At 72.6% G+C, this 21,088-nt stretch carries 16 protein-coding genes and 1 tRNA gene; 12 read left to right on the forward strand and 5 right to left on the reverse strand.

Annotation, left to right across the window (positions count from 1 at the left end; translation table 11 throughout):
- The first annotated feature begins 219 nt into the window (after positions 1–219).
- The 8 genes from ACQZOG_RS25970 (at position 220) to ACQZOG_RS26005 (ending at position 8,900) form a co-directional block, all read left to right on the forward strand.
- A complete protein-coding gene (locus ACQZOG_RS25970) occupies positions 220–1,422 on the forward strand; it encodes an inositol-3-phosphate synthase (protein ID WP_397664177.1) in 1,203 nt (400 codons plus the stop codon).
- Complete coding sequence (locus ACQZOG_RS25975) at positions 1,419–2,447, forward strand: SCO3242 family prenyltransferase (protein WP_193467374.1); 1,029 nt, start codon at positions 1,419–1,421, stop codon at positions 2,445–2,447. The genes ACQZOG_RS25970 and ACQZOG_RS25975 overlap by 4 nt, the downstream gene beginning before the upstream one ends.
- Complete coding sequence (locus ACQZOG_RS25980; protein ID WP_193455780.1) at positions 2,444–3,391, forward strand: sugar phosphate isomerase/epimerase family protein; 948 nt, start codon at positions 2,444–2,446, stop codon at positions 3,389–3,391. The genes ACQZOG_RS25975 and ACQZOG_RS25980 overlap by 4 nt, the downstream gene beginning before the upstream one ends.
- A complete protein-coding gene (locus ACQZOG_RS25985; protein WP_037642644.1) occupies positions 3,388–4,125 on the forward strand; it encodes an EboA domain-containing protein in 738 nt (245 codons plus the stop codon). The genes ACQZOG_RS25980 and ACQZOG_RS25985 overlap by 4 nt, the downstream gene beginning before the upstream one ends.
- A complete protein-coding gene (locus ACQZOG_RS25990) occupies positions 4,125–5,015 on the forward strand; it encodes a TatD family hydrolase (protein ID WP_037642646.1) in 891 nt (296 codons plus the stop codon). The genes ACQZOG_RS25985 and ACQZOG_RS25990 overlap by 1 nt, the downstream gene beginning before the upstream one ends.
- Before the next feature lie 3 nt (positions 5,016–5,018).
- Positions 5,019–6,188: a metabolite traffic protein EboE gene (eboE, locus tag ACQZOG_RS25995; protein ID WP_033273681.1), complete on the forward strand. Its 1,170-nt coding sequence runs from the start codon at positions 5,019–5,021 to the stop codon at positions 6,186–6,188.
- A complete protein-coding gene (locus ACQZOG_RS26000; protein ID WP_033273680.1) occupies positions 6,185–7,564 on the forward strand; it encodes a nucleotide pyrophosphatase/phosphodiesterase family protein in 1,380 nt (459 codons plus the stop codon). Before eboE ends, ACQZOG_RS26000 begins: the two co-directional genes overlap by 4 nt.
- Before the next feature lie 112 nt (positions 7,565–7,676).
- A complete protein-coding gene (locus ACQZOG_RS26005) occupies positions 7,677–8,900 on the forward strand; it encodes a sugar phosphate isomerase/epimerase family protein (RefSeq protein ID WP_037642649.1) in 1,224 nt (407 codons plus the stop codon).
- A gap of 77 nt (positions 8,901–8,977) precedes the next feature.
- Here the strand turns inward: ACQZOG_RS26005 and ACQZOG_RS26010 are convergent, their stop codons facing one another.
- The 4 genes from ACQZOG_RS26010 to ACQZOG_RS26025 all read right to left on the reverse strand — a co-directional run bounded on the left by ACQZOG_RS26010 (position 8,978) and on the right by ACQZOG_RS26025 (position 15,554).
- Positions 8,978–10,357: an OFA family MFS transporter gene (locus ACQZOG_RS26010; RefSeq protein WP_430741854.1), complete on the reverse strand. Its 1,380-nt coding sequence runs from the start codon at positions 10,355–10,357 to the stop codon at positions 8,978–8,980.
- Positions 10,358–10,478: 121 nt separating this feature from the next.
- On the reverse strand, positions 10,479–12,623 hold the full coding sequence (locus ACQZOG_RS26015; protein ID WP_058918020.1) for an acetate--CoA ligase family protein: 2,145 nt from the start codon (positions 12,621–12,623) through the stop codon (positions 10,479–10,481).
- A 4-nt stretch (positions 12,624–12,627) separates the two neighbouring features.
- On the reverse strand, positions 12,628–13,860 hold the full coding sequence (gene frc / locus ACQZOG_RS26020) for a formyl-CoA transferase (RefSeq protein ID WP_037642652.1): 1,233 nt from the start codon (positions 13,858–13,860) through the stop codon (positions 12,628–12,630).
- 11 nt (positions 13,861–13,871) lie between these two features.
- Positions 13,872–15,554, reverse strand: coding sequence for a thiamine pyrophosphate-binding protein (locus ACQZOG_RS26025; protein ID WP_058917339.1), 1,683 nt, complete (start codon positions 15,552–15,554; stop codon positions 13,872–13,874).
- 191 nt (positions 15,555–15,745) lie between these two features.
- Between ACQZOG_RS26025 and sucC the strand changes: the two genes are divergently transcribed.
- The 4 genes from sucC (at position 15,746) to ACQZOG_RS26045 (ending at position 19,610) form a co-directional block, all read left to right on the forward strand.
- Positions 15,746–16,876 carry an ADP-forming succinate--CoA ligase subunit beta gene (sucC, locus tag ACQZOG_RS26030; RefSeq protein WP_430741855.1) on the forward strand — a complete coding sequence of 377 codons (1,131 nt, stop codon included), beginning with the start codon at positions 15,746–15,748 and terminating at the stop codon, positions 16,874–16,876.
- 14 nt (positions 16,877–16,890) lie between these two features.
- Positions 16,891–17,769: a succinate--CoA ligase subunit alpha gene (sucD, locus tag ACQZOG_RS26035; protein ID WP_033273674.1), complete on the forward strand. Its 879-nt coding sequence runs from the start codon at positions 16,891–16,893 to the stop codon at positions 17,767–17,769.
- Between the two features lie 72 nt (positions 17,770–17,841).
- A complete protein-coding gene (locus ACQZOG_RS26040; protein ID WP_230229467.1) occupies positions 17,842–19,383 on the forward strand; it encodes an aldehyde dehydrogenase family protein in 1,542 nt (513 codons plus the stop codon).
- Between the two features lie 142 nt (positions 19,384–19,525).
- A tRNA-Leu gene (locus ACQZOG_RS26045) sits at positions 19,526–19,610 on the forward strand.
- A gap of 95 nt (positions 19,611–19,705) precedes the next feature.
- Here ACQZOG_RS26045 and ACQZOG_RS26050 read toward each other — a convergent pair.
- Positions 19,706–21,076, reverse strand: a complete 1,371-nt coding sequence (locus ACQZOG_RS26050; RefSeq protein WP_058917343.1) for an SMI1/KNR4 family protein — start codon at positions 21,074–21,076, stop codon at positions 19,706–19,708.
- Positions 21,077–21,088: the final 12 nt, after the last annotated feature.

Genomic DNA, 21,088 nt, shown 5'->3' on the forward strand with positions numbered 1-21,088 from the left:
CCGCCGGGCCCGGAACCTTCTCCCCTCTCCGGCATCCGGTCCGACCCCGCAGGCCCGGGCCCCCAGCCCGGGCCGCTGCCGGGTCGGGACGAGCGACCGAGTCCGGTCCCCGAGCCGGACACACGACCCCGTCCGGGGTTCGGCTCACCGTCGGCCGAAGGGCCGGCGGTGGGCCTGCGCACCGCCACATCCGGTTCGCGTTCGACAAGGAGGCTGCCCATGTCCGCCGAACCGTCCTCCGTCCCCACCACCTCTTCCCCCTCCGCCCCCCGCTACGGCGTCTGGCTCGTCGGGGCCCGCGGGTCCGTCGCCACGACCGCCGTCGTGGGATGCGCGGCCGTCGCCGCCGGGCTCCATCCGCCGACCGGCATGGTCACCGAGACCCCCGACTTCGCCGCGAGCGGCCTGCCCCCGCTGGCCTCGCTCGTCTTCGGCGGGCACGACACCGTCGACTGCCCGCTGCCCAAGCGCGCCGAGCACCTCGCCGAAGGCGGAGTCCTCCCGCACGGCCTCCCCACCGCCGTGCACGCCGAACTCGTCGCCGCCGACCGGGAGATCAGGCCCGGCGGCCCCGCCCCCGGTGACGCGGACACCGTTCCCGCCCGCACCGACGACGACTGGATCGACGTCTTCGCCGCCGACATCCGCGACTTCACCGACCGCCACCACCTCGCCGGCGTCGTGGTCGTGAACGTCGCCTCCACCGAACCCGCCCCCGCGGCCGGCGCCCTCCCACCCAGCTACCTCTACGCGGCCGCCGCCCTCCGCGCCGGCTGCGGCTACGTCAACTTCACCCCGTCCACGGGCCTGCACCACCCCGCGCTGGCCGAGCTCGCCGCATCAGCCGGCGTGCCGTACGCGGGCCGGGACGGCAAGACCGGGCAGACCCTGCTGCGGTCGGTGCTGGGGCCGATGTTCCAGCAGCGCGCGCTCGCCGTGCGGGCCTGGTCCGGCACCAACCTCCTCGGCGGCGGCGACGGGGCGGCCCTCGCCGACCCCGCCGCGGCCGCCGCGAAGAACGCCGGCAAGGAACGCGTCCTCGCCGACACCCTCGGCACGGCGCCGGAGGGCGAGGTGCACATCGACGACGTGCCCGCGCTGGGCGACTGGAAGACCGCCTGGGACCACATCGCGTTCGACGGTTTCCTCGGCTCCCGCATGATCCTCCAGACGATCTGGCAGGGCTGCGACTCCGCCCTCGCCGCACCCCTCGTCCTCGACCTGGCCCGGCTGCTGCTCCGCGCCGGACAGAAGGGCATCACCGGCCCGCTGGGCGAACTCGGCTTCTACTTCAAGGACCCGGTCGGCGACGGCCCGGCGTCCCTGGGGGAGCAGTACACGGAGCTGAAACGCTTCGCCGCACGCCTGAGCGACACCACACGCCCGAGCGACGAGGCGGGGGACAGCGGGGCGCAGCGATGAGCACTCCCGCAGCCCCGCTCCTCACTCTCGTGGGCCGGGACACCGCATCCGCGCCCCCGGCCACCGACGACCGCGTCGCACCCGACCGCGCCGCCTGGGCCGAACTGATGCGCCTGCCCGCCCTGTTCACCGTCCCCGGCGACACCCTCGCCGGCGTCGCCGCGGCCGGCGCACGGCCAGGACCGCGCGCCCTGCTCCCCATCGGCTCCTCCCTGTGCCTGTACGCGGCCGGCATGGTCCTGAACGACTGGGCCGACCGCGCCGAGGACGCCGTGGACCGTCCCCACCGTCCCCTCCCGTCCGGACGGATCCGCCCCGCCGCCGCGCTGACGGCCGCCTGCGGACTCACCGGCGCCGGACTGCTGCTCGCCGCCCGCGCCGGCCGCCCCGCCCTGGCGGTGGCCGCCCCGCTGGCGGCGACGGTCTGGGCGTACGACCTGGCGCTGAAGCACACGCCCGCGGGCCCGGCCGCCATGGCCGCCGCCCGCGGACTGGACCTGCTGATGGGCGCGGCCGCCTCCGGTTCCGCACGGAAGGCGGCGCCCTCCGCCGCCCTCCTCGGCTGCCACACCCTCGCCGTCACCGCCGTGTCGCGGCGCGAGACCACCGGCGGCTCGGTGGCGGCCCCGCTCGCCGCCCTCGCGGCGACGGGCGCCCTGACCCGGCTGGTCACGCACCGGCGCGTCCGACTCCCGGCAGGCCGGCGGGCAGCAGCCGCCCCCGGCCTGCCGGGTCCCACCCCGGGCGGCGCCGCCCGGACCACACCCGCAGGCGCCGTCACCGCCGCGCTCGCCGCGGCCTACGCGGCCACGGCCGCCCGGCCGTACTTCCACGCGGCGCTCAACCCCTCACCCCCGCTCACCCAGCGCGCGGTCGGCGGCGGCATCCGCGCCACCGTCCCGCTCCAGGCGGCGCTCGCCGCCCGGTCCGGGGCGACCGCCACGTCCCTGCTGATCGCGGCGCTGGCCCCGGCGGGACGGCTGTTCGCCCGCCGGCGCGCCATGAGGAAGGTGAGCATCACATGACCGCGCACGAGCCCTCCGCGCCGTCGCTGCGTTTCGGCTACGGCACCAACGGCCTCGCCGACCTCCGCCTCGACGACGCACTCGGTCTGCTGGCCGACCTCGGCTACGACGGCGTGGGGCTGACCCTCGACCACATGCACCTCGACCCGCTCGCCCCCGACCTCGCGGCCCGCACCCGGCACGTCGCGCGCCGCCTGGACGAGCTGGGCCTCGGCGTCACCGTGGAGACCGGCGCCCGCTACGTCCTCGATCCCCGGCGCAAGCACGGCCCGTCCCTGCTCGACCCCGACCCCGACGACCGGGCGCGCCGCGTCGACCTGCTGGTGCGGGCGGTCCGGGTCGCGGCGGACCTCGGGGCGCACGCCGTGCACTGCTTCAGCGGCACCGTCCCCGACCACACCGACGAGGACACCGCCTGGAAACGCCTCACCGAGGCGTTCGGGCCGGTGCTGGACGCCGCGTCCGCCGCCGGAATCCCGCTCGCCGTCGAACCCGAACCCGGTCACCTCCTCGCCACCCTCGCCGACTTCCACCACCTGCGCCGTGCCCTCGGCGACCCCGAGCCGCTCGGCCTGACCCTGGACATCGGCCACTGCCAGTGCCTGGAACCCCTCGCGCCCGCCGACTGCGTCCGCGAGGCCGCGCCCTGGCTGCGCCACGTGCAGATCGAGGACATGCGCCGCGGCGTCCACGAGCATCTGCCGTTCGGCGACGGGGAGATCGACTTCCCGCCCGTCCTCGCCGCGCTCGCCGCCACCGGATACCGGGGCCTGACCGTCGTCGAACTGCCCCGGCACTCGCACGCGGGACCCCGCTTCGCCGCCCACTCGCTGCCGTACCTGCGGAAGGCCGCCCGGCTCGCCGCCGAGCGCACCACCGGCACGTCCACCGTCCCCTCCCACGGCGATCCCTCCGCCACCCCCGAAGGGAGCAGCACCCCATGACCCGCCCGCACGCAGCACCGGCCGGTCCGGACGCCGACACCACCGGCAGACCGGCCGCCCCCGGCGACGGCACCACCCCCGCCGTCACCCCGCCCGCCGACCTGCGCCGCCACCTCTCGGCCCGGCTCGACGGCGCGGCCCGCGCCTGGTTCGACCAGGCCCTGGACGAGGCGACCACCCACCCCGGCACCCACGGGCCGATCTCGGTGTGGGAACTGCGCCTCGCCGAGGCGGGCCGCCGCTGCGGACCCGAACACGCCGACGCCGCCCGCGTCCTCATCCTGCACGCGGCCCGCGCCGACGCCGACGCCCTGACCCGGGTCTACTTCCAGGGCACCGCCGACGAACGCCGCGCAGTCCTGCACGCCCTGCCCCACCTGGTGCCCGGGCCCGAGGCGCTCCCGCTCGTCGAGGACGCCCTGCGCACCAACGACACCCGGCTGGTCGCCGCCGCCCTCGGCCCCTACGGCGCCCGCCACCTCGACGCCCACGCCTGGCGGCACGCCGTACTGAAGTGCCTGTTCACCGGCGTCGCCGTCGACCTGGTCGCGGACCTCGCCCGGCGCGCCCGCGGCGACGCCGAACTCGCCCGCATGCTCGGCGACCACGCCGCCGAACGCACCGCCGCCGGCCGCACCGTCCCGGAGGACCTGCACCGCGTCCTGGCCCTGACCGAAGCCGCCCCGACGCAGGAAGCGGCCGGCCCGGACGTCCCCCACGGCAAGGAGTCCTGATGCGCATCTTCGACCCCCACATCCACATGACGTCGCGCACCACCGACGACTACGAGGCCATGTACGCCGCGGGCGTCCGCGCCGTCGTCGAACCCTCCTTCTGGCTCGGCCAGCCCCGCACCTCCCCGGCCTCCTTCTTCGACTACTTCGACTCCCTCCTGGGCTGGGAACCCTTCCGCGCCGCCCAGTACGGCATCGCCCACCACTGCACCCTCGCCCTCAACCCCAAGGAGGCGGGCGACCCGCGCTGCACCCCCGTCCTCGACGCGCTGCCCCGCTACCTGGTCAAGGACAACGTCGTCGCCGTCGGCGAGATCGGTTACGACTCCATGACCCCCGCCGAGGACACCGCGCTCGCCGCCCAGCTCCAGATGGCCGCCGACCACGGGCTGCCCGCGCTGGTCCACACCCCGCACCGCGACAAGCTCGCCGGACTGCGCCGCACCCTCGACGTGGTCCGCGAGTCGGCGCTGCCCGTGGAGCGGGTGCTGATCGACCATCTCAACGAGACCACCGTCAAGGAGGCCAAGGACAGCGGCGCCTGGCTCGGCTTCTCCGTCTACCCCGACACCAAGATGGACGAGGAGCGCATGGTCGCCCTCCTGCGCGCCTACGGCCCCGAGCAGGTGCTGGTGAACTCCGCCGCCGACTGGGGCAGGAGCGACCCGCTGAAGACCCGCAAGGTCGCCGACCTGATGCTCGCCGAGGGCTTCACCGAGGACGACGTCGACCGCGTGCTGTGGCGCAACCCGGTCGCCTTCTACGGCCTCAGCGGCCGCCTCACCCTCGACGTGCCCGCTCCCGGAGCGACCCACGAGGGCAACTCCATCCTGCGCGGCCAGCCCAGAGACGCACCGGCACCGGACACCGCCGACGCCGCGGGGGCGTGAGCCATGCGCTTCCGCCACCCCGACGGTTCCACCGTCCACCTCGCCTACTGCACCAACGTCCACCCCGCCGAAACCCTCGACGGCGTCCTCGCCCAGCTCCGCGACCACTGCGAACCCGTCCGCCGCCGCCTCGGCCGGGACCGGCTCGGCATCGGACTGTGGCTGGCCAAGGACGCCGCCCGCGCCCTGGTCACCGACCCCGCCGCCCTCCGCAACCTGCGCTGCGAACTGGAACGGCGCGGCCTGGAGGTCGTCACCCTCAACGGCTTCCCCTACGAGGGCTTCGGCTCCGAGGAGGTCAAGTACCGCGTCTACACACCGGACTGGGCCGACCCCGAACGCCTGGAACACACCGCCGCCCTCGCCCGGGTCCTCGCCGGACTGCTCCCCGACGACGTCACCGAGGGCAGCGTCTCCACCCTGCCGCTCGCCTGGCGCACCGCCTACGACGACGGGCGCGCCGAGACCGCCCGCACCGCCCTGCGCACCCTCGCCGAACGCCTCGACGCGCTGGAGGACCTCACCGGGCGCTCCATCCGCGTCGCCCTCGAACCCGAACCGGGCTGCGTCGTCGAGACCACACGGGACGCCATCGCCCCGCTCACCGCGGTCGGCCACGACCGCATCGGCATCTGCGTCGACACCTGCCACCTCGCCACCTCCTTCGAAGAACCCGACACCGCCCTGGACGACCTCGCCCAGGCCGGCGTACCCGTGATCAAGTCCCAGCTGTCCGCCGCCCTGCACGCCGAACAGCCTGACCTCCCCGAGGTCCGCGAGGCCCTCGCCGCCTTCGCGGAACCCCGCTTCCTGCACCAGACCCGCACAGCCACGGCCGCCGGCCTGCACGGCACCGACGACCTTGACGAGGCCCTCGCCGGCGATGCCCTGCCCGACACGGCCCCCTGGCGCTCCCACTTCCACGTCCCGCTCCACGCGGCCCCCGCCGCGCCCCTCACCTCCACGCTGCCCGTCCTCACCTCCGTGCTGACCCGGCTGGTCGGCGGACCGCACCCGATCACCCGCCACCTCGAGGTGGAGACCTACACCTGGCAGGCGCTCCCGCCCGAACTGCGCCCCCGCGGCCGCGCCCAGCTCGCCGACGGCATCGCCGCCGAACTCACCCTGGCCCGCGACCTGCTGACGGACCTCGGCCTGAAGGAACTCCCATGACCGACCCCACCCCGCTGCTCGTCCTGGACGTCGTGGGCCTCACCCCCCGTCTGCTCGACCACATGCCCCACCTCAAGTCCCTCGGGCAGTCCGGCTCCCGCGCCCCGCTCGGGACCGTCCTGCCCGCCGTCACCTGCGCCGCCCAGTCCACCTTCCTCACCGGCGCCATGCCCTCCGAACACGGCATCGTCGGCAACGGCTGGTACTTCCGGGAGCTCGGCGACGTCCTGCTGTGGCGCCAGCACAACGGCCTCGTCTCCGGAGACAAGCTCTGGGACGCCGCCCGCCGCGCCCACCCCGGCTACACCGTCGCCAACATCTGCTGGTGGTACGCCATGGGCGCGGACACCGACATCACCGTCACCCCCCGCCCCGTCTACTACGCCGACGGCCGCAAGGAACCCGACTGCTACACCCGGCCGCCCGAGCTGCACGACGAACTCACCGAGAAGTTCGGCACCTTCCCCCTGTTCCACTTCTGGGGACCCGGCGCCGACCTGGTGTCCAGCCGGTGGATCATCGACGCCACCCGCCACATCATGAACACCCGCCACCCCGACCTGACCCTCTGCTACCTCCCTCACCTCGACTACGACCTCCAGCGCTTCGGCCCCGACGACCCGCGCTCCCTGAAGGCCGCCGCCGACCTGGACGCGGCCCTCGCCCCGCTGCTGGACGACGCCCGCGCCGAGGGACGCACCGTCGTCGCCCTCTCCGAGTACGGCATCACCCGCGTGAACCGCCCGGTGGACATCAACCGCGCCCTGCGCCGCGCGGGCCTGCTGGAGGTCCACACCCAGGACGGCATGGAGTACCTCGACCCGATGGCCTCCCGCGCCTTCGCCGTCGCCGACCACCAGATCGCCCACGTCTACGTGCGCCGCCCCGAGGACCTCGACGCCACCCGCGAGGCACTCGACGGACTGCCCGGCATCGAGCAGCTCCTCGACGACGAGGGCAAGAAGGCCCACCACCTCGACCACCCGCGCGCCGGCGAACTGGTCGCCGTCGCCGAACCCGACGCCTGGTTCACGTACTACTACTGGCTCGACGACGACCGCGCGCCCGACTTCGCGCAGCTCGTCGAGATCCACCGCAAACCCGGCTACGACCCGGTCGAGCTGTTCATGGACCCCCACGACCCCTACGTCAAGGTCAAGGCGGCCGGCGCGCTCGCGCGCAAGAAGCTCGGCATGCGCTACCGCATGGCGGTCGTGCCCCTCGACGCCTCACCTATTCGCGGCAGCCACGGCCGCCTCCCTGCGAGCGACGACGACGGTCCGCTCCTCATCTGCTCCACCCCCCGCGCTGTCGGCGACCGCGTCGCGGCCACCGACGTCAAGCAACTCCTGCTCCGGCTCGCCGGACTCGGCTGACACCGCACACCACGCCCGCCGAACTCCGACTACCGAGAGTGAAACACACGGCACTGACAACGGCCGGTCCCGCAGCCGCCGGGACCGGCCACGACCGAGAAGGCAGGCACCCGTGACCTCGTACTCCGACCCCTCCCGCCCCACCGGCGCGGACGCCGCACCGTTCACCGACACCCCGGACGAGGCGCTGCGCCGCAGCCTCGGCGTGGCCCGGCGCCGCTTCCTGAGCACCTGCACCGCCGTGGCGGCCGGCGCCGTCGCCGCCCCCGTCCTCGGCGCCTCCCCGGCCCTGGCCCACGGCAGAGACCACGGCCACGGGCACGGACACGGGCATGACCACGACCACGGCCGTGGCCAGGTGCTCGTCCCGCCGCACAAGCGCGGCATCATCCTCTACACCGTCCGTGACGCCACCGCCCGGGACCCGCTCGCGAGCGACCTGCCCTCCGGCTTCCGCGAGGTGTTCAAGCAGCTCGCCCGGCACGGCTACCGCCAGGTCGAGTTCGCCGGCTACAACCAGCACGCCAACGCCCCCGGCGGCGCGAGCCTGGAGTCGGTCGAGGGAGCCAGGCTGCTGCGCCGCTGGCTCGACGAGTACGGGCTGCGCGCCCAGGGCAACCACGGATTCATCCCCTCGTCCTGGCCGCTCACGGCCGAGGACAAGGACACCTTCAAGAAGCACCTGGAGATCGCCAACATCCTCGGCATGGACCACATGGGCACCGGCGGCGACCCCACCGGCAGCTCCTACCGCGCCGACTGGGACGTGGCCGCCGACAAGTGGAACGCCCTCGGCGAGATCGCCCGCCGCGAGGGCATCAAGCTCTACACCCACAACCACGACAGCGCGTACGGCTTCCTGCTCGACCGGGGCCCGCTGGACGACCAGGGCCGCCCGACCCGGAGCTCCGGCATCCGTAAGCTCGAGTACTTCCTGAAGGTCACCGATCCGAAGCTGGTGTGGCTGGAGATGGACATCTTCTGGGCGCACGTCGCCCAGTACAAGTTCCACACCTACACCGCGCCCGACGGCTCCGCCCGCAGGAACGTCTTCGACCCGGCGGGCCTGGTCACCCGGTACAACAAGCGCTACCCGCTGTTCCACGCCAAGGACGGCGTCGTCGACACCACCAACGGCATGGGCTGGGACATGGTGCCGTTCGGCACCGGCGACATCGACTACACGACGTTCTTCTCCCGCGTCGGACTGAGCAACTACCGCAACCCGATGGTGGAGGACGACAACTCCCCGAGCGCGACCGACCCCGCGCAGTCGCTGCGCGAGGCCAAGATCAGCTACGACGGCATGGCGGCCCTGCGCAGGCGCCGCCGCTGACCACGCGACGACGGACCGGGCGGCCCTTCCCCCCCTCGGGAAGGGCCGCCCGGTCCGTGCCGTACGGGAGCGACTCGTCAACCCTCCCCGAGAGGCCGCGGGTTGGGCGTCACCTTCTTGTTCCTCGAACGCCCGGGCGGGGTCAGGAACAGCGCCACGACCCCGGCGAACAGCGAGATGCTGCCCGCGAGACCGAAAGCGCCGTTGTAGCCCCACGCGGCCACGACCACGGACCCCATGCCCGCGCCGAGCCCGGAGACCAGCTTCGAGCTGTACACCATGCCGTAGTTGGTGGCGTTGTTGTTCTCCCCGAAGTAGTCCGCCGTCAGCGCCGCGAACATCGGGAAGATGGCACCGCCGCCGAAGCCGGAGACGGCGGAGAAGATCAGGAACAGCGGGAGGTTCTTGATCTCCGCCGACCAGATGATGCCGAACTGGGCCAGGCCCAGGATCACGCACACGTACAGCAGACACCGCTTGCGGCCGTACAGGTCGGAGAGCCACCCGATGACGCCGCGGCCGGTGCCGTTGACGATCGCCTTCAGCGACATCGCGGTGGCCACGATGCCGGCCGCGAAGCCCGCGTCCTCACCGATGTCCACCTGGAACGCGATGCCGAAGATGTTCACGCCCGAGGTACAGGCGAGACAGAACCACATCAACGCCACCCGGCCGGTCCGCCACGCCTCCAGCGGGGAGTACTGCTTCACGGCGGGCGGGTTCTTCTCGAGGGAACGCCGGGCGCGCGGGTCGTCCGGCGGGTTCAGCGGGTCGACCGAGTCGGGCCACCAGTTCTTCGGCGGGTCCCGGAAGTAGAACCCGGCGACCGCCACCACACCGGCGAGGAACACACCCGAGGCGACCAGCACCCAGCGGAAGTTGGAACCGTCCATGTAGCCGTGGAAGATGAACACGAACGGCACCGAGCCGTACGCGAAACCGCCGTTGACGAAGCCGGTCTTGCCGCCCCTGCGCTCCGGATACCACTTGCCGACCATGTTGACGCAGGTCGCGTACACCATGCCGGCGCCCATGCCGCTGAACACGCCGAACCCGATGAACGCGAGCGCGACATGCGGCGCGTACGCCAGGGAGAGGTAGCCGAGCAGCGTGCCGGTCGAGCCGAGCATCATCGCCCACCGCGCGGGCAGCCTGCCGTTCTCCCGCAGCCGCCCCGCCGGGAAGGCCACCGCGGCCTGGCAGAACACCCAGGCGGTCATCATCCAGTAGATGCTGCCGCTGGACCAGCTGTGGGCCTCGTGGAGCGTGTCCTCCGCGGACGCGAACGCGTACTCGGCGGAGGAGATGCCCATCATGCCGACCCAGGGCAGGATCACCATCCACTTGCGTTTGCGGCCCATGATGTCGATGTCGGTCTCACCGACGCGGTAGACCCGCCCGTTCCTGTCGGTCACCTCCCGGTAGGGGACGAGCCGTGTGACATCCGTGGTTGTCATGGAAAATGCACCCCTTGCGTCGAAAGAACTGGCCAGCGCCCCCTGTCCCGTGCCTTTCGTGCGCGCCCGGGTCCCGGGGCCGGCCGACGCGCACCCGCCGGCCGGCCCCCGCCCCGTCACCTCATGAGGCGCCCCCCATCAGCCCGGCGGCCCGCGCCCAGCGGTACTTGGCGCCGAGCACGGCCACCGGCTGCTCGGTCGTGTACGGGTAGGCCACGACCCCGTGCTCGAAGAGGTACTGGCAGGCCTCCTCGACCTCCACGTCCCCGGCGAGGGAGGCCACCACGGGCTTGGAGACGCCCCGCTCGCGGAACTCCGCCACCACCCGCGCGGTGAGTTCGGCGAACACCATGGGCGGGGTGACGATCGTGTGCCAGTAGCCCAGCACCAGCGCGTGGATACGCGGGTCCTCGAGCCCCAGCCGGATCGTCGCCTCGTACGTCGACGGCGGCTCGCCCCCCGTGATGTCCACCGGGTTGCCGGCCGCGCCGAACGGCGGGATGAACTCCCGGAAGGCGGCGTCCAGGTCGGGTGGGATCTCCATCAGCGACAGCCCGTTGTCCGTCACCGCGTCCGACAGCAGCACCCCGCTGCCGCCGGCCCCGGTGATGATCACGACGTTGTCGCCCTGCGGGGTGGGCAGCACGGGCAGCGCCCGCGCGTACTCCAGCATGTCGTTCAGCCCCGGCGCCCGGATCACGCCGGCCTGCCGCAGGATGTCGTCGTACACGGCGTCGTCGCCCGCGAGCGCCCCCGTGTGCGAACCCGCCGCCTTCGCGCCCGCCGCCGTACGGCCCGCCTTGAGCACCACCACCGGTTTCTTCGGCACGGTCGCCCGCGCTGCCTCGACGAACGCGCGCCCGTCCTTGAGGTCCTCCAGGTGCATCGCGATGCACTCGGTGTGCGGGTCCTCCCCGAACCAGGTCAGCAGGTCGTCCTCGTCCAGGTCCGACTTGTTGCCGAGCCCGACGATCGCCGACACACCCGTCTTCGTGGTCCGCGCGAACCCCAGGATCGCCATGCCGATCCCGCCCGACTGGCTGGTCAGCGCCACCCCGCCCTTGACGTCGTACGGTGTGCAGAACGTGGCGCACAGGTCCTGCCAGGTGGAGTAGTAGCCGTAGATGTTGGGCCCCAGCAGCCGGATGCCGTGCCGCTCGGCGATCGCCACGATCTCCGCCTGGAGCTCGTGCTCACCGGTCTCCGCGAACCCGGACGGGATGAGGACGGCGTTCGGGATCCGCTTGCGCCCCACCTCCTCCAGCGCCGAGGCCACGAACCGGGCGGGTATCGCGAAGACCGCCACATCAACCTCGCCGGGGACGTCGGTGACACTCTTGTACGCCTTGCGGCCCAAGATGTCATCGGCCTTGGGGTTCACCGGGTGGATCTCCCCGGCGAAGCCGCCGTCGACGAGGTTGCGCATCACCGAGTTGCCGATCTTGCCGGACTCGCTGGACGCGCCGATCACCGCCACCGACCGCGGCTGCATCAGCCGCCGCATGGAGGTGAGGATCTCCTCCCGGGAGTACCGGCGGCGCTCCTTCGGCGTCCCCTCCGCGAGGATCACGCGGATGTCCGCGGCGACCGCGCCCTCCGGGGTCGCGATCACCGGGTTGAGGTCCACCTCGGCGATCTCCGGGAAGTCCGTGACCAGTTCGGAGACCCGCCGGATCTGCTCGGCGACCGCCCAGCGGTCCACGCCCTCCTGGCCGCGTACCCCGGTGAGGATCTCCGCCGACCGGATGGAGTCCAGCATCGACAGCGCCTCGTCGGCGTCCACCGGCGCCAGCCGGAACGTGACGTCCTTCAGCACCTCGACGAGCACCCCGCCGAGCCCGAACGCCACCACCTTCCCGAACGTCGGGTCGGTGACCGCGCCGACGATGACCTCCTGCCCCTGCGGCAGCAGCTCCTGCACCTGCACGCCCTCGACACGCGCCCGAAGGTCGTACGCCCGCGCGTTCTCCACGATCCGGCAGAACGCCGCCCGGACGTCCGCCGCGCCCTCGACGCCGACGACCACACCGCCGGCGTCGGTCTTGTGCAGGATGTCCGGCGACACGATCTTCATCACCACCGGTCCGCCGAACCGGGCCGCCGCGGCCACCGCCTCGTCGACGTCCCGCGCCAGCTCCTCCCCGGGCACGGCGATGCCGTACGCGTCGGCGATCACCTTGCCCTCCGGCGCGGTCAGCGCCATCCGCCCCTCGGCGCGTACCGCGTCCAGCAGCGCCCGCACTTTCACCGTGCGGTCCTCGACCATCACGTCAGATCACCCCGTTCGACTTGAGAAGGTGCAACTCCTCGTCGCCGAGGCCGAGTTCACCGACGTAGACCTCTTCGTTGTGCTCGCCGAGCAGCGGGGAGGCGACCACCTCCACGGGGGAGTCGGACAACTTCAGCGGGCTGCCGACGGTGACGAACTCGCCGCGCTCGGGGTGCGGGACGGTCACCACCATCTCGTTGGCGACCAGCGAGCCGTCCTCGATGATCTCCTTGGTGGACAGGATCGGCCCGCACGGGATGTTGTGCGCGTTGAGCCTCTCCAGCACCTCCCACTTGGGCAGCGTCGAGGACCACTCCTCGATCAGCTGGAACATCTTGTTCAGCTTCGGCAGCCGGGCCTCCGGCGTCGCCCACTCGGGGTCGTCCGCCAGCTCCGGCCGCCCGATCAGCTCGCTGATCGGCTTCCAGCCGACGGGCTGCACGATGACGTACACGTAGTCGTTCGGGCCGCCCGGCGCGCACTTCACCGCCCAGCCGGGCTGACCGCCGCCGGACGCGTTGCCCGAGCGGGGGACTTCGTCACCGAAGTCCTCGTTCGGGTACTCGGCGAGCGGGCCGTGCGCCAGGCGCTGCTGGTCACGCAGCTTCACCCGGCACAAGTTGAGCACCGCGTGCTGCATCGCCACGTTCACCCGCTGCCCGCGCCCCGTGCGCTCCCGCTGGAACAGCGCGGCAAGGATGCCGGCGACCGCGTGCACGCCCGTCCCCGAGTCGCCGATCTGCGCGCCGGTCGCGAGTGGCGGCCCGTCCTCGAAGCCGGTCGTCGACATCGACCCGCCCATCGCCTGCGCGACCACCTCGTACGCCTTGAAGTTGGTGTACGGACCGTCGCCGAAGCCCTTGATGGAGGCGTAGACGATCCGCGGGTTGATCTCCTTGATGCGGTCCCAGGTGAACCCCATCCGGTCGACGGCGCCCGGACCGAAGTTCTCGACCATGACGTCCGAGCGCCGGATCAGCTCGGTGAGGATCTCCTTGCCGCGCTCGGTCTTGGTGTTCAGGGTGATGCTCCGCTTGTTGCAGTTGAGCATCGTGAAGTAGAGGGAGTCGACGTCCGGCAGGTCGCGCAGCTGCCTGCGCGTGATGTCGCCGGTGGGCGCCTCCAGCTTGACGACGTCCGCGCCGAGCCAGGCCAGCAGCTGCGTCGCGGACGGCCCGGACTGGACGTGGGTCATGTCGAGGACGCGGATGCCCTCAAGTGCCTTGGGGGTCATGGGCGTGCACCTCACTTGTACATGGTCTGGTTCATCGTTCCGGGGGCGTACGCGTCCGGGTCCACCCAGACGTTGATCAGCGACGGCTTGCCCGACTCTCGGGCGCGGCGCAGAGCGGGGCCGATGTCGGCGGGGTCGCGGACCTCCTCGCCGTGGCCGCCGAGCATCCGCGCGAACTCGTCGTAGCGGACGTCCCCGAGGGTGTTGCCGACCCGCTCGCGCTCCTTGCCGTACTTGGCGGCCTGGCCGTAACGGATCTGGTTCATCGAGGAGTTGTTGCCGACGATGCCGACGAACGGCAGGTCGTAGCGGACCAGCGTCTCGAAGTCCCAGCCGGTCAGGGAGAACGCGCCGTCGCCGAACAGTGCGACGACCTCCTTGTCGGGCCGGGCCTGCTTGGCGGCTAGCACGAACGGCACACCGACGCCGAGCGTCCCGAGCGGCCCCGGGTCCATCCAGTGGCCGGGCGACTTGGGCTGCACGACCTGCCCGGAGAAGGTGACGATGTCGCCGCCGTCGCCGATGTAGATCGAGTCCTCGGTGAGGAAGTCGTTGATCTCGCTCACCAGGCGGTACGGGTGGATCGGCGAGGCGTCCGAGCGCAGTTGCGGCAGCCGCTTCTCCCGGGCGGTCTGCTCGGCCGCGCGCAGCTCGTCCAGCCACTCCTTCCGCTTGGACGCGCCGCCGTTGACCCGCCCGGAGGCCGCCTCGGTCACCGCCTTCAGCACCAGCCCCGCGTCCCCGACGATGCCGAGGTCGATGTCGCGGTTCTTGCCGACCGTGCGGTAGTCGAGGTCGATCTGTACGACCGTCGCGGCGGGGGAGAGCCGCTTCCCGTACCCCATCCGGAAGTCGAAGGGCGTGCCGACGATGACGATCACGTCGGCGTTGGAGAACGCGTACCGGCGCGACAGCTGGAAGTGGTGCGGGTCCCCGGGCGGCAGGGTGCCGCGGCCCGCGCCGTTCATGTAGGCGGGGACGTTGAGCGTGCGCACCAGCTCGGTCGCGGCCTCGGTGGCGCGGGTCGTCCACACCTGGCTGCCGAGCAGGATCGCCGGCTTCTCGGCGTGCACCAGCAGGTCGGCCAGCTTCTCGACCGCCTCCGGGTCGCCGGGGGAGCGGGTCGAGGCGCGGTAGGCGCCCGTCTTCGGCACCCGCGCCTTGTCGGCGGGCACCTTCGCGTCCAGCACGTCGCGCGGGATCTCCAGGAAGGAGGGGCCGGGCGCGCCGTGGTAGCACTCGCGGAAGGCCATCGACACCAGGTCCGCCGCGCGGGCCGTGTCCGGCACGGTCGCCGCGAACTTGGTGATCGGGTTCATCATGTCGACGTGCGGCAGGTCCTGGAGCGACCCCATCTTGTGCTGGGTCAGGGCCCCTTGGCCGCCGATCAGCAGCATGGGCGACTCCGCGCGGAAGGCGTTGGCGACCCCGGTGACGGCGTCGGTGGTGCCCGGTCCCGCCGTGACCACGGCGCAGCCGGGCTTGCCGGTGATGCGCGCGTAGCCGTCGGCGGCGTGGGCGGCGACCTGCTCGTGCCGTACGTCGACGACCTCGATGCCCTCGTCGACGCAGCCGTCGTAGATGTCGATGATGTGGCCGCCGCACAGCGTGTAGATGCGGTCGACGCCCTCGGCCTTGAGGGCCTTGGCGACGAGATGACCGCCGGAGATGACGTCCTGGGTGTCGTCGGGCATGGCGAAGTCCTTGTCCCTTTCCTAGGGGGCGGGGAACGCTCTCGCGGTACATTGCATACAGTCGACGAATACTGTATGAACCTTGTTATCCCGCATCCGATGGGTGGTGTCCAGGGGGTGCGCGGCACTTTTCGGTCGCCGGTTCCCGGCCCTCCGCGGACCCTCCGGCGACGTCACAGACAGGAGCCGAGATGGACCTGTACGAACACCAGGCAAGGGAACTCTTCGCAGACCACGGCATCGTGGTGCCACGGGCCGAGGTCACCGGCTCGCCCCGACAGGCCCGCGAGATCGCCCGCCGCCTCGGCGGCCGCGTGGTCGTCAAGGCCCAGGTCAAGACCGGCGGACGCGGCAAGGCGGGAGGGGTCAGACTCGCCGCCGACCCCGCCGCCGCCGAGCTCACCGCACGCCAGATCCTCGGCATGGACATCAAGGGCCACACGGTCGAGACGGTCATGCTGGCCCAGCCCGTCGACATCGAGAGCGAGTTCTACGTCTCCTACGTCCTCGACCGCGCCGCCGGCGGCTTCCTCGCCATCGCCTCCGCCGAAGGGGGCATGGACATCGAGGAGGTCGCCGCCACCCGCCCCGAGGCCGTCGCACGCGTCCCCGTCGACCCGGCCGAGGGCGTCACCCCGGCCGTCGCCGCCCGCATCGCCGACGCGGCGGGCCTGCCCGCCCGCACCGTCGACGTCCTGGTCCGCCTCTGGGACGTCCTGGTCCGCGAGGACGCCCTCCTCGTCGAGGTCAACCCGCTGGTCCGCACCCGCGACGGACAGATCATGGCGCTCGACGGCAAGGTCACCCTCGACGACAACGCCCGCTTCCGCCAGGCGCGCTGGGGCGACGAGGCCGGCACGGCCCACGACCCGCTGGAGGCCGCCGCGGCCGCCAAGGGCCTCAACTACGTCAAGCTCGACGGGGAGGTCGGCGTCATCGGCAACGGCGCCGGGCTCGTCATGTCCACCCTCGACGTGGTCGCCGGCTGCGGTGCCCGCCCCGCCAACTTCCTCGACATCGGCGGCGGCGCCTCCGCCCAGGTCATGGCCGACGGTCTCTCCGTCGTCCTCTCCGACCCGTCGGTGAGGTCCGTCTTCGTCAACGTCTTCGGCGGCATCACCGCCTGCGACGCGGTCGCCGACGGCATCGTCCGCGCCCTCGACACCGTGCGCCTCACCAAGCCGCTCGTCGTGCGCCTCGACGGCAACAACGCCGAGCGCGGACGGGCCCTCCTCGACGAACGCGCCCACCCGCTCGTCGAACAGGTCACCACCATGGACGGCGCCGCGAGCCGGGCCGCCCACCTCGCCACGACACCCTGAGGAGACCGGACGACATGGCGATCCACCTCACCAAGGAGAGCAAGATCCTCGTCCAGGGCATGACCGGCGGCGAGGGCATGAAGCACACCCGGCGGATGCTCGCCGCCGGCACGAACGTCGTCGGCGGCGTGAATCCGCGCAAGGCGGGCCGCACCGTCGACTTCGACGAGCGCTCCGTCCCCGTCTTCGGGTCCGTCGCCGAGGGCATCGACGCGACGGGCGCCGACGTCACCGTCGTCTTCGTGCCGCCCGCCTTCACCAAGGCCGCGGTGACCGAGGCCGCCGACGCCGGCATCGGCCTCGCCGTCGTCATCACCGAGGGCGTCCCCGTCCACGACTCCGTCGCCTTCCTCGCCCACGCGCGGGGGCGCGGCACCCGCGTCATCGGTCCCAACTGCCCCGGCCTGATCAGCCCCGGCCAGTCCAACGCGGGCATCATCCCCGCCGACATCACCAAGCCCGGCCGCATCGGCCTGGTCTCCAAGTCCGGCACCCTCACCTACCAGCTCATGTACGAGCTGCGGGACATCGGCTTCTCCACCTGCGTCGGCATCGGCGGCGACCCCGTCGTCGGCACCACCCACATCGACTGCCTGGCCGCCTTCGAGGACGACCCCGACACCGACCTGATCGTGCTCATCGGCGAGATCGGCGGCGACGCGGAGGAACGCGCGGCCGCCTACATCCGCGACCACGTCACCAAGCCGGTCGTCGGCTACATCGCCGGCTTCACCGCCCCCGAGGGCCGCACCATGGGCCACGCCGGCGCGATCGTCTCCGGCTCCTCCGGCACGGCGCGGGCGAAGCAGCAGGCCCTGGAGGCGGCCGGCGTGCGGGTCGGGCGTACCCCGACGGAGACGGCGCGGCAGGTGGTGGCGGTGCTGGACGCCTGACCCGTACGTGCCCTGGGCCTCTCCAGAGGCCCCCTTATCTCTCGACCGTGCACCGAGAGCGGAGCGAACCGTATGCCACCCACCCTCACCCTCAAGTCCGGCACCTCCTGGGACGACGCCTGGCAGCGCTGCCTGACCGTCGCCCCGGAGGCCTTCCGCGACGACCGCGCCCTCAACCTCTGGAACGCCGCCTGGCAGGCCGACGGCCGAGCCCTGCCCGCCGTGAGCCCCGTCGACGGAACCCCCGTCGCGGGCCCGCCCCGCCTGGACCGGGCCACCGCCCGGCACGCCGTACGAGCGGCACTGGACCAGCACCGTGCCTGGCGGCACGTCCCGCTCCCGGAGCGCAGGGCCCGCGTGGCCGCCACCCTTGACGCGCTCGCCGAGCACCGCGACCTGCTCGCCCTGCTGCTCGTCTGGGAGATCGGCAAGCCCTGGCGCCTGGCCCGGGCCGACGTCGACCGGGCCATCGACGGGGTCCGCTGGTACGTCGACGGCATCCACACCATGCTCGACGGCCGCACCCCGCTCGACGGGCCCGTCTCCAACATCGCCAGCTGGAACTACCCGATGAGCGTGCTGGTCCACGCCCTGCTGGTGCAGGCTCTGGCAGGCAACGCGGTCGTCGCCAAGACCCCGACCGACGGCGGCGTCGCCTGCCTCACCCTGGCCACGGCGCTCGCCGCCCGCGAGGGCATCCCGGTCACCCTCGTCAGCGGCAGCGGCGGCGAGCTGTCCGAGGCGCTGGTGCGGGCGCCGGAGATCGGCTGCGTCTCGTTCGTCGGAGGACGCGACACCGGAGCGGCGGTCGCCACCGCAGTCGCCGACCTCGGCAAACGCCACATCCTCGAACAGGAGGGGCTGAACACCTGGGGCATCTGGAACTACACGGACTGGGACGCCCTCGGCGCGCTGATCCCCAAGCTCTTCGACTACGGCAAGCAGCGCTGCACGGCCTACCCGCGCTTCGTCGTGCAGCGCAGTCTCTTCGACGCGTTCCTCGCCGCGTACCTCCCCGCGGTCCGTACGCTGCGGATCGGGCACCCCCTCGCCGTGGAGCACCCGGACGACCCGTACCCGGCGCTCGACTTCGGCCCCGTGATCAACGCGGCCAAGGCGAAGGAACTGGACGACCAGGTCGCCGAGGCGATCGACCGGGGCGCCGTCCCACTCCACCGCGGCACCCCGGCCGACGCCCGCTTCCTGCCCGGCCAGTACACGTCGGCGTACGTCCAGCCGGTCACGCTGCTGAACCCGCCCCGCTCCTCCCCGCTGCACCACGCGGAACCGTTCGGCCCGGTCGACACGATCGTCCTGGTCGACACGGAGGCCGAACTGCTGGCCGCCATGAACGCGTCCAACGGCGCCCTGGTGGCCACCCTCTCCACGGACGAACGCGCCACCTTCGACCGGCTCGCCCCGCACATCCGCGCCTTCAAGATCGGCCACGGGGTGCCGCGCTCACGCGGCGACCGGGACGAGCTGTTCGGCGGCTACGGCGCGTCCTGGCGCGGCGCCTTCGTCGGCGGCGAGCTCCTGGTGCGGGCGGTGACCCGGGGCCCGGCGGGGGAGAGGCTGCCGGGGAACTTCCCGGACCACCGGCTGACCCCCTGAACCGGCCGGCACCCGGGCCGCGCGGGAGTGTGTCCCGCGCCTCCCCGGGACGACGGAAACGCAGGTGAAAGGCACTCCGAAACCTTGGTATGGTTGTCCATGTCGCCGCCGGGGGAACACCCCCGAAAGCGACAGACACCTTGTCCGGGTGGCGGAATGGCAGACGCGCTAGCTTGAGGTGCTAGTGCCCTTTATCGGGCGTGGGGGTTCAAGTCCCCCCTCGGACACTTGCTCCTTCGAGGGCCTCGACCGGACGGTCGGGGCCCTCGAAGCGTTTCCGGGCCCCGGCCCTCGGGGCGGCTCACCAGGCCGTGTGGGTGCCTCACATGACCGTCCCCTCCAGCACCGTGATGTCGCTGATCAGCGGCCGCCCGTACAGGGCGAGGAGTTCGTTGGCGAGGCTGATGGTCCACAGCGGGTTCTCGCGCCGGTCGTGGGAGATGATGCCCGCGGCGAGGAGTCCCTTGGGCACGGCCCCGGCGTCGATGAGGACGCGCCACTCCGCGGGCGGCAGCTCCAGGTACTCGAGGTGGGTGAGCCGGGCTGTCTCACGGGGATCGGCGAGCGTGCCCGGGTAGGCGGCGAGGGTCCGCAGACGCGGCAGGCCGAAGACCGGGGCGAGGCTGAGGGGCTCCTTCTCCCACACTCCGAGGCTGAGGACCTCCAGACCGGCATGGGCCGCGGCCTCGACGCTGGGGATGGAGGCGCGGTTGACGTGGGCGACGAGAGGCGGACGTTCGACTCTTCGGTCGGGCCGACCGTCGGTGTGACGGTGGACGATCATGTCCGTGAGGGAGTCGGCGACCAGCATGGCGCCGGTGTGCTCCTCGTGACTGATGATGACGACCTGGCCGACGTGCCCGTCCGGCCCCGGCGTGAGGTCGACGGCGAAGCGGTCCCCGCCGCCGTTGTCACCGAAGACGATCCAGCCCGGCGAGCCCACGAGACCCTGGACCGCGTCCTCCGGCCACGTCTCGACGGCCTCCATGGCGGCGAACTGCCACGGCACCTGCCGGGACGCGGCGTCGGCGACGTAGACCTCACCCAGCGGAAGCAGCTCGCAGCCGAGGGCCTCGTACGGTTCCTCGAAGTCGCGCCAGTCCGCGTATGCGCCCCGGACGACTTCGTACAGCACTCTGAGCTCCGGCGGCAGCGGCACGCCCAGGCGCGCCTCGGCCGCTGCGATCTCCTCTCGCGTGCTGCCCACGGCGTCCGGCAGCCGTTCGTGCAGGGTGCTCCGCAGCAGTTCCGGGTCCGCGGACGGCGCCGTCACCGCGTCCGGCACAGGGTCGGGAAGGCGGCGTACCGGCTCGGGCAGGGCTCCGTCCGCGAGGAGGAGCGTGCCCGGGTGTGCGGTGGCGATGCCCGGCTGCGAGGAGGAGCCGGCGCCGATGAGGTGCAGCCGGACGGTGCCGGGGGACGCGGACGCCTCCACGACGAAGGAGACACCGCCGCTTCCCTCTTCCCGGAGCGCTTCGACGACCACGCCTATGGCGTCGTGCTGCTCCTGGTTGTCGGACACTTGGGCGGCGCGCCCCGGTTGTGGTCGCCGGCGCGTCAGCGGGACACTCCATCCCGCGGGGCCGATTCGGCCTGCCACATGCCCGCCGGCCGCGGCAAGCGTGTCCGCGTGTTCGGCGCGGAGGAGACGCAGCAGAGGCTGCCATGTGGCGAAGTCGTGGAGCGAAGGCAACGGGAGACTCCC

This window comes from Streptomyces sp. P13-3-3, assembly GCF_050571355.1.
GTDB lineage: Bacteria > Actinomycetota > Actinomycetes > Streptomycetales > Streptomycetaceae > Streptomyces > Streptomyces althioticus.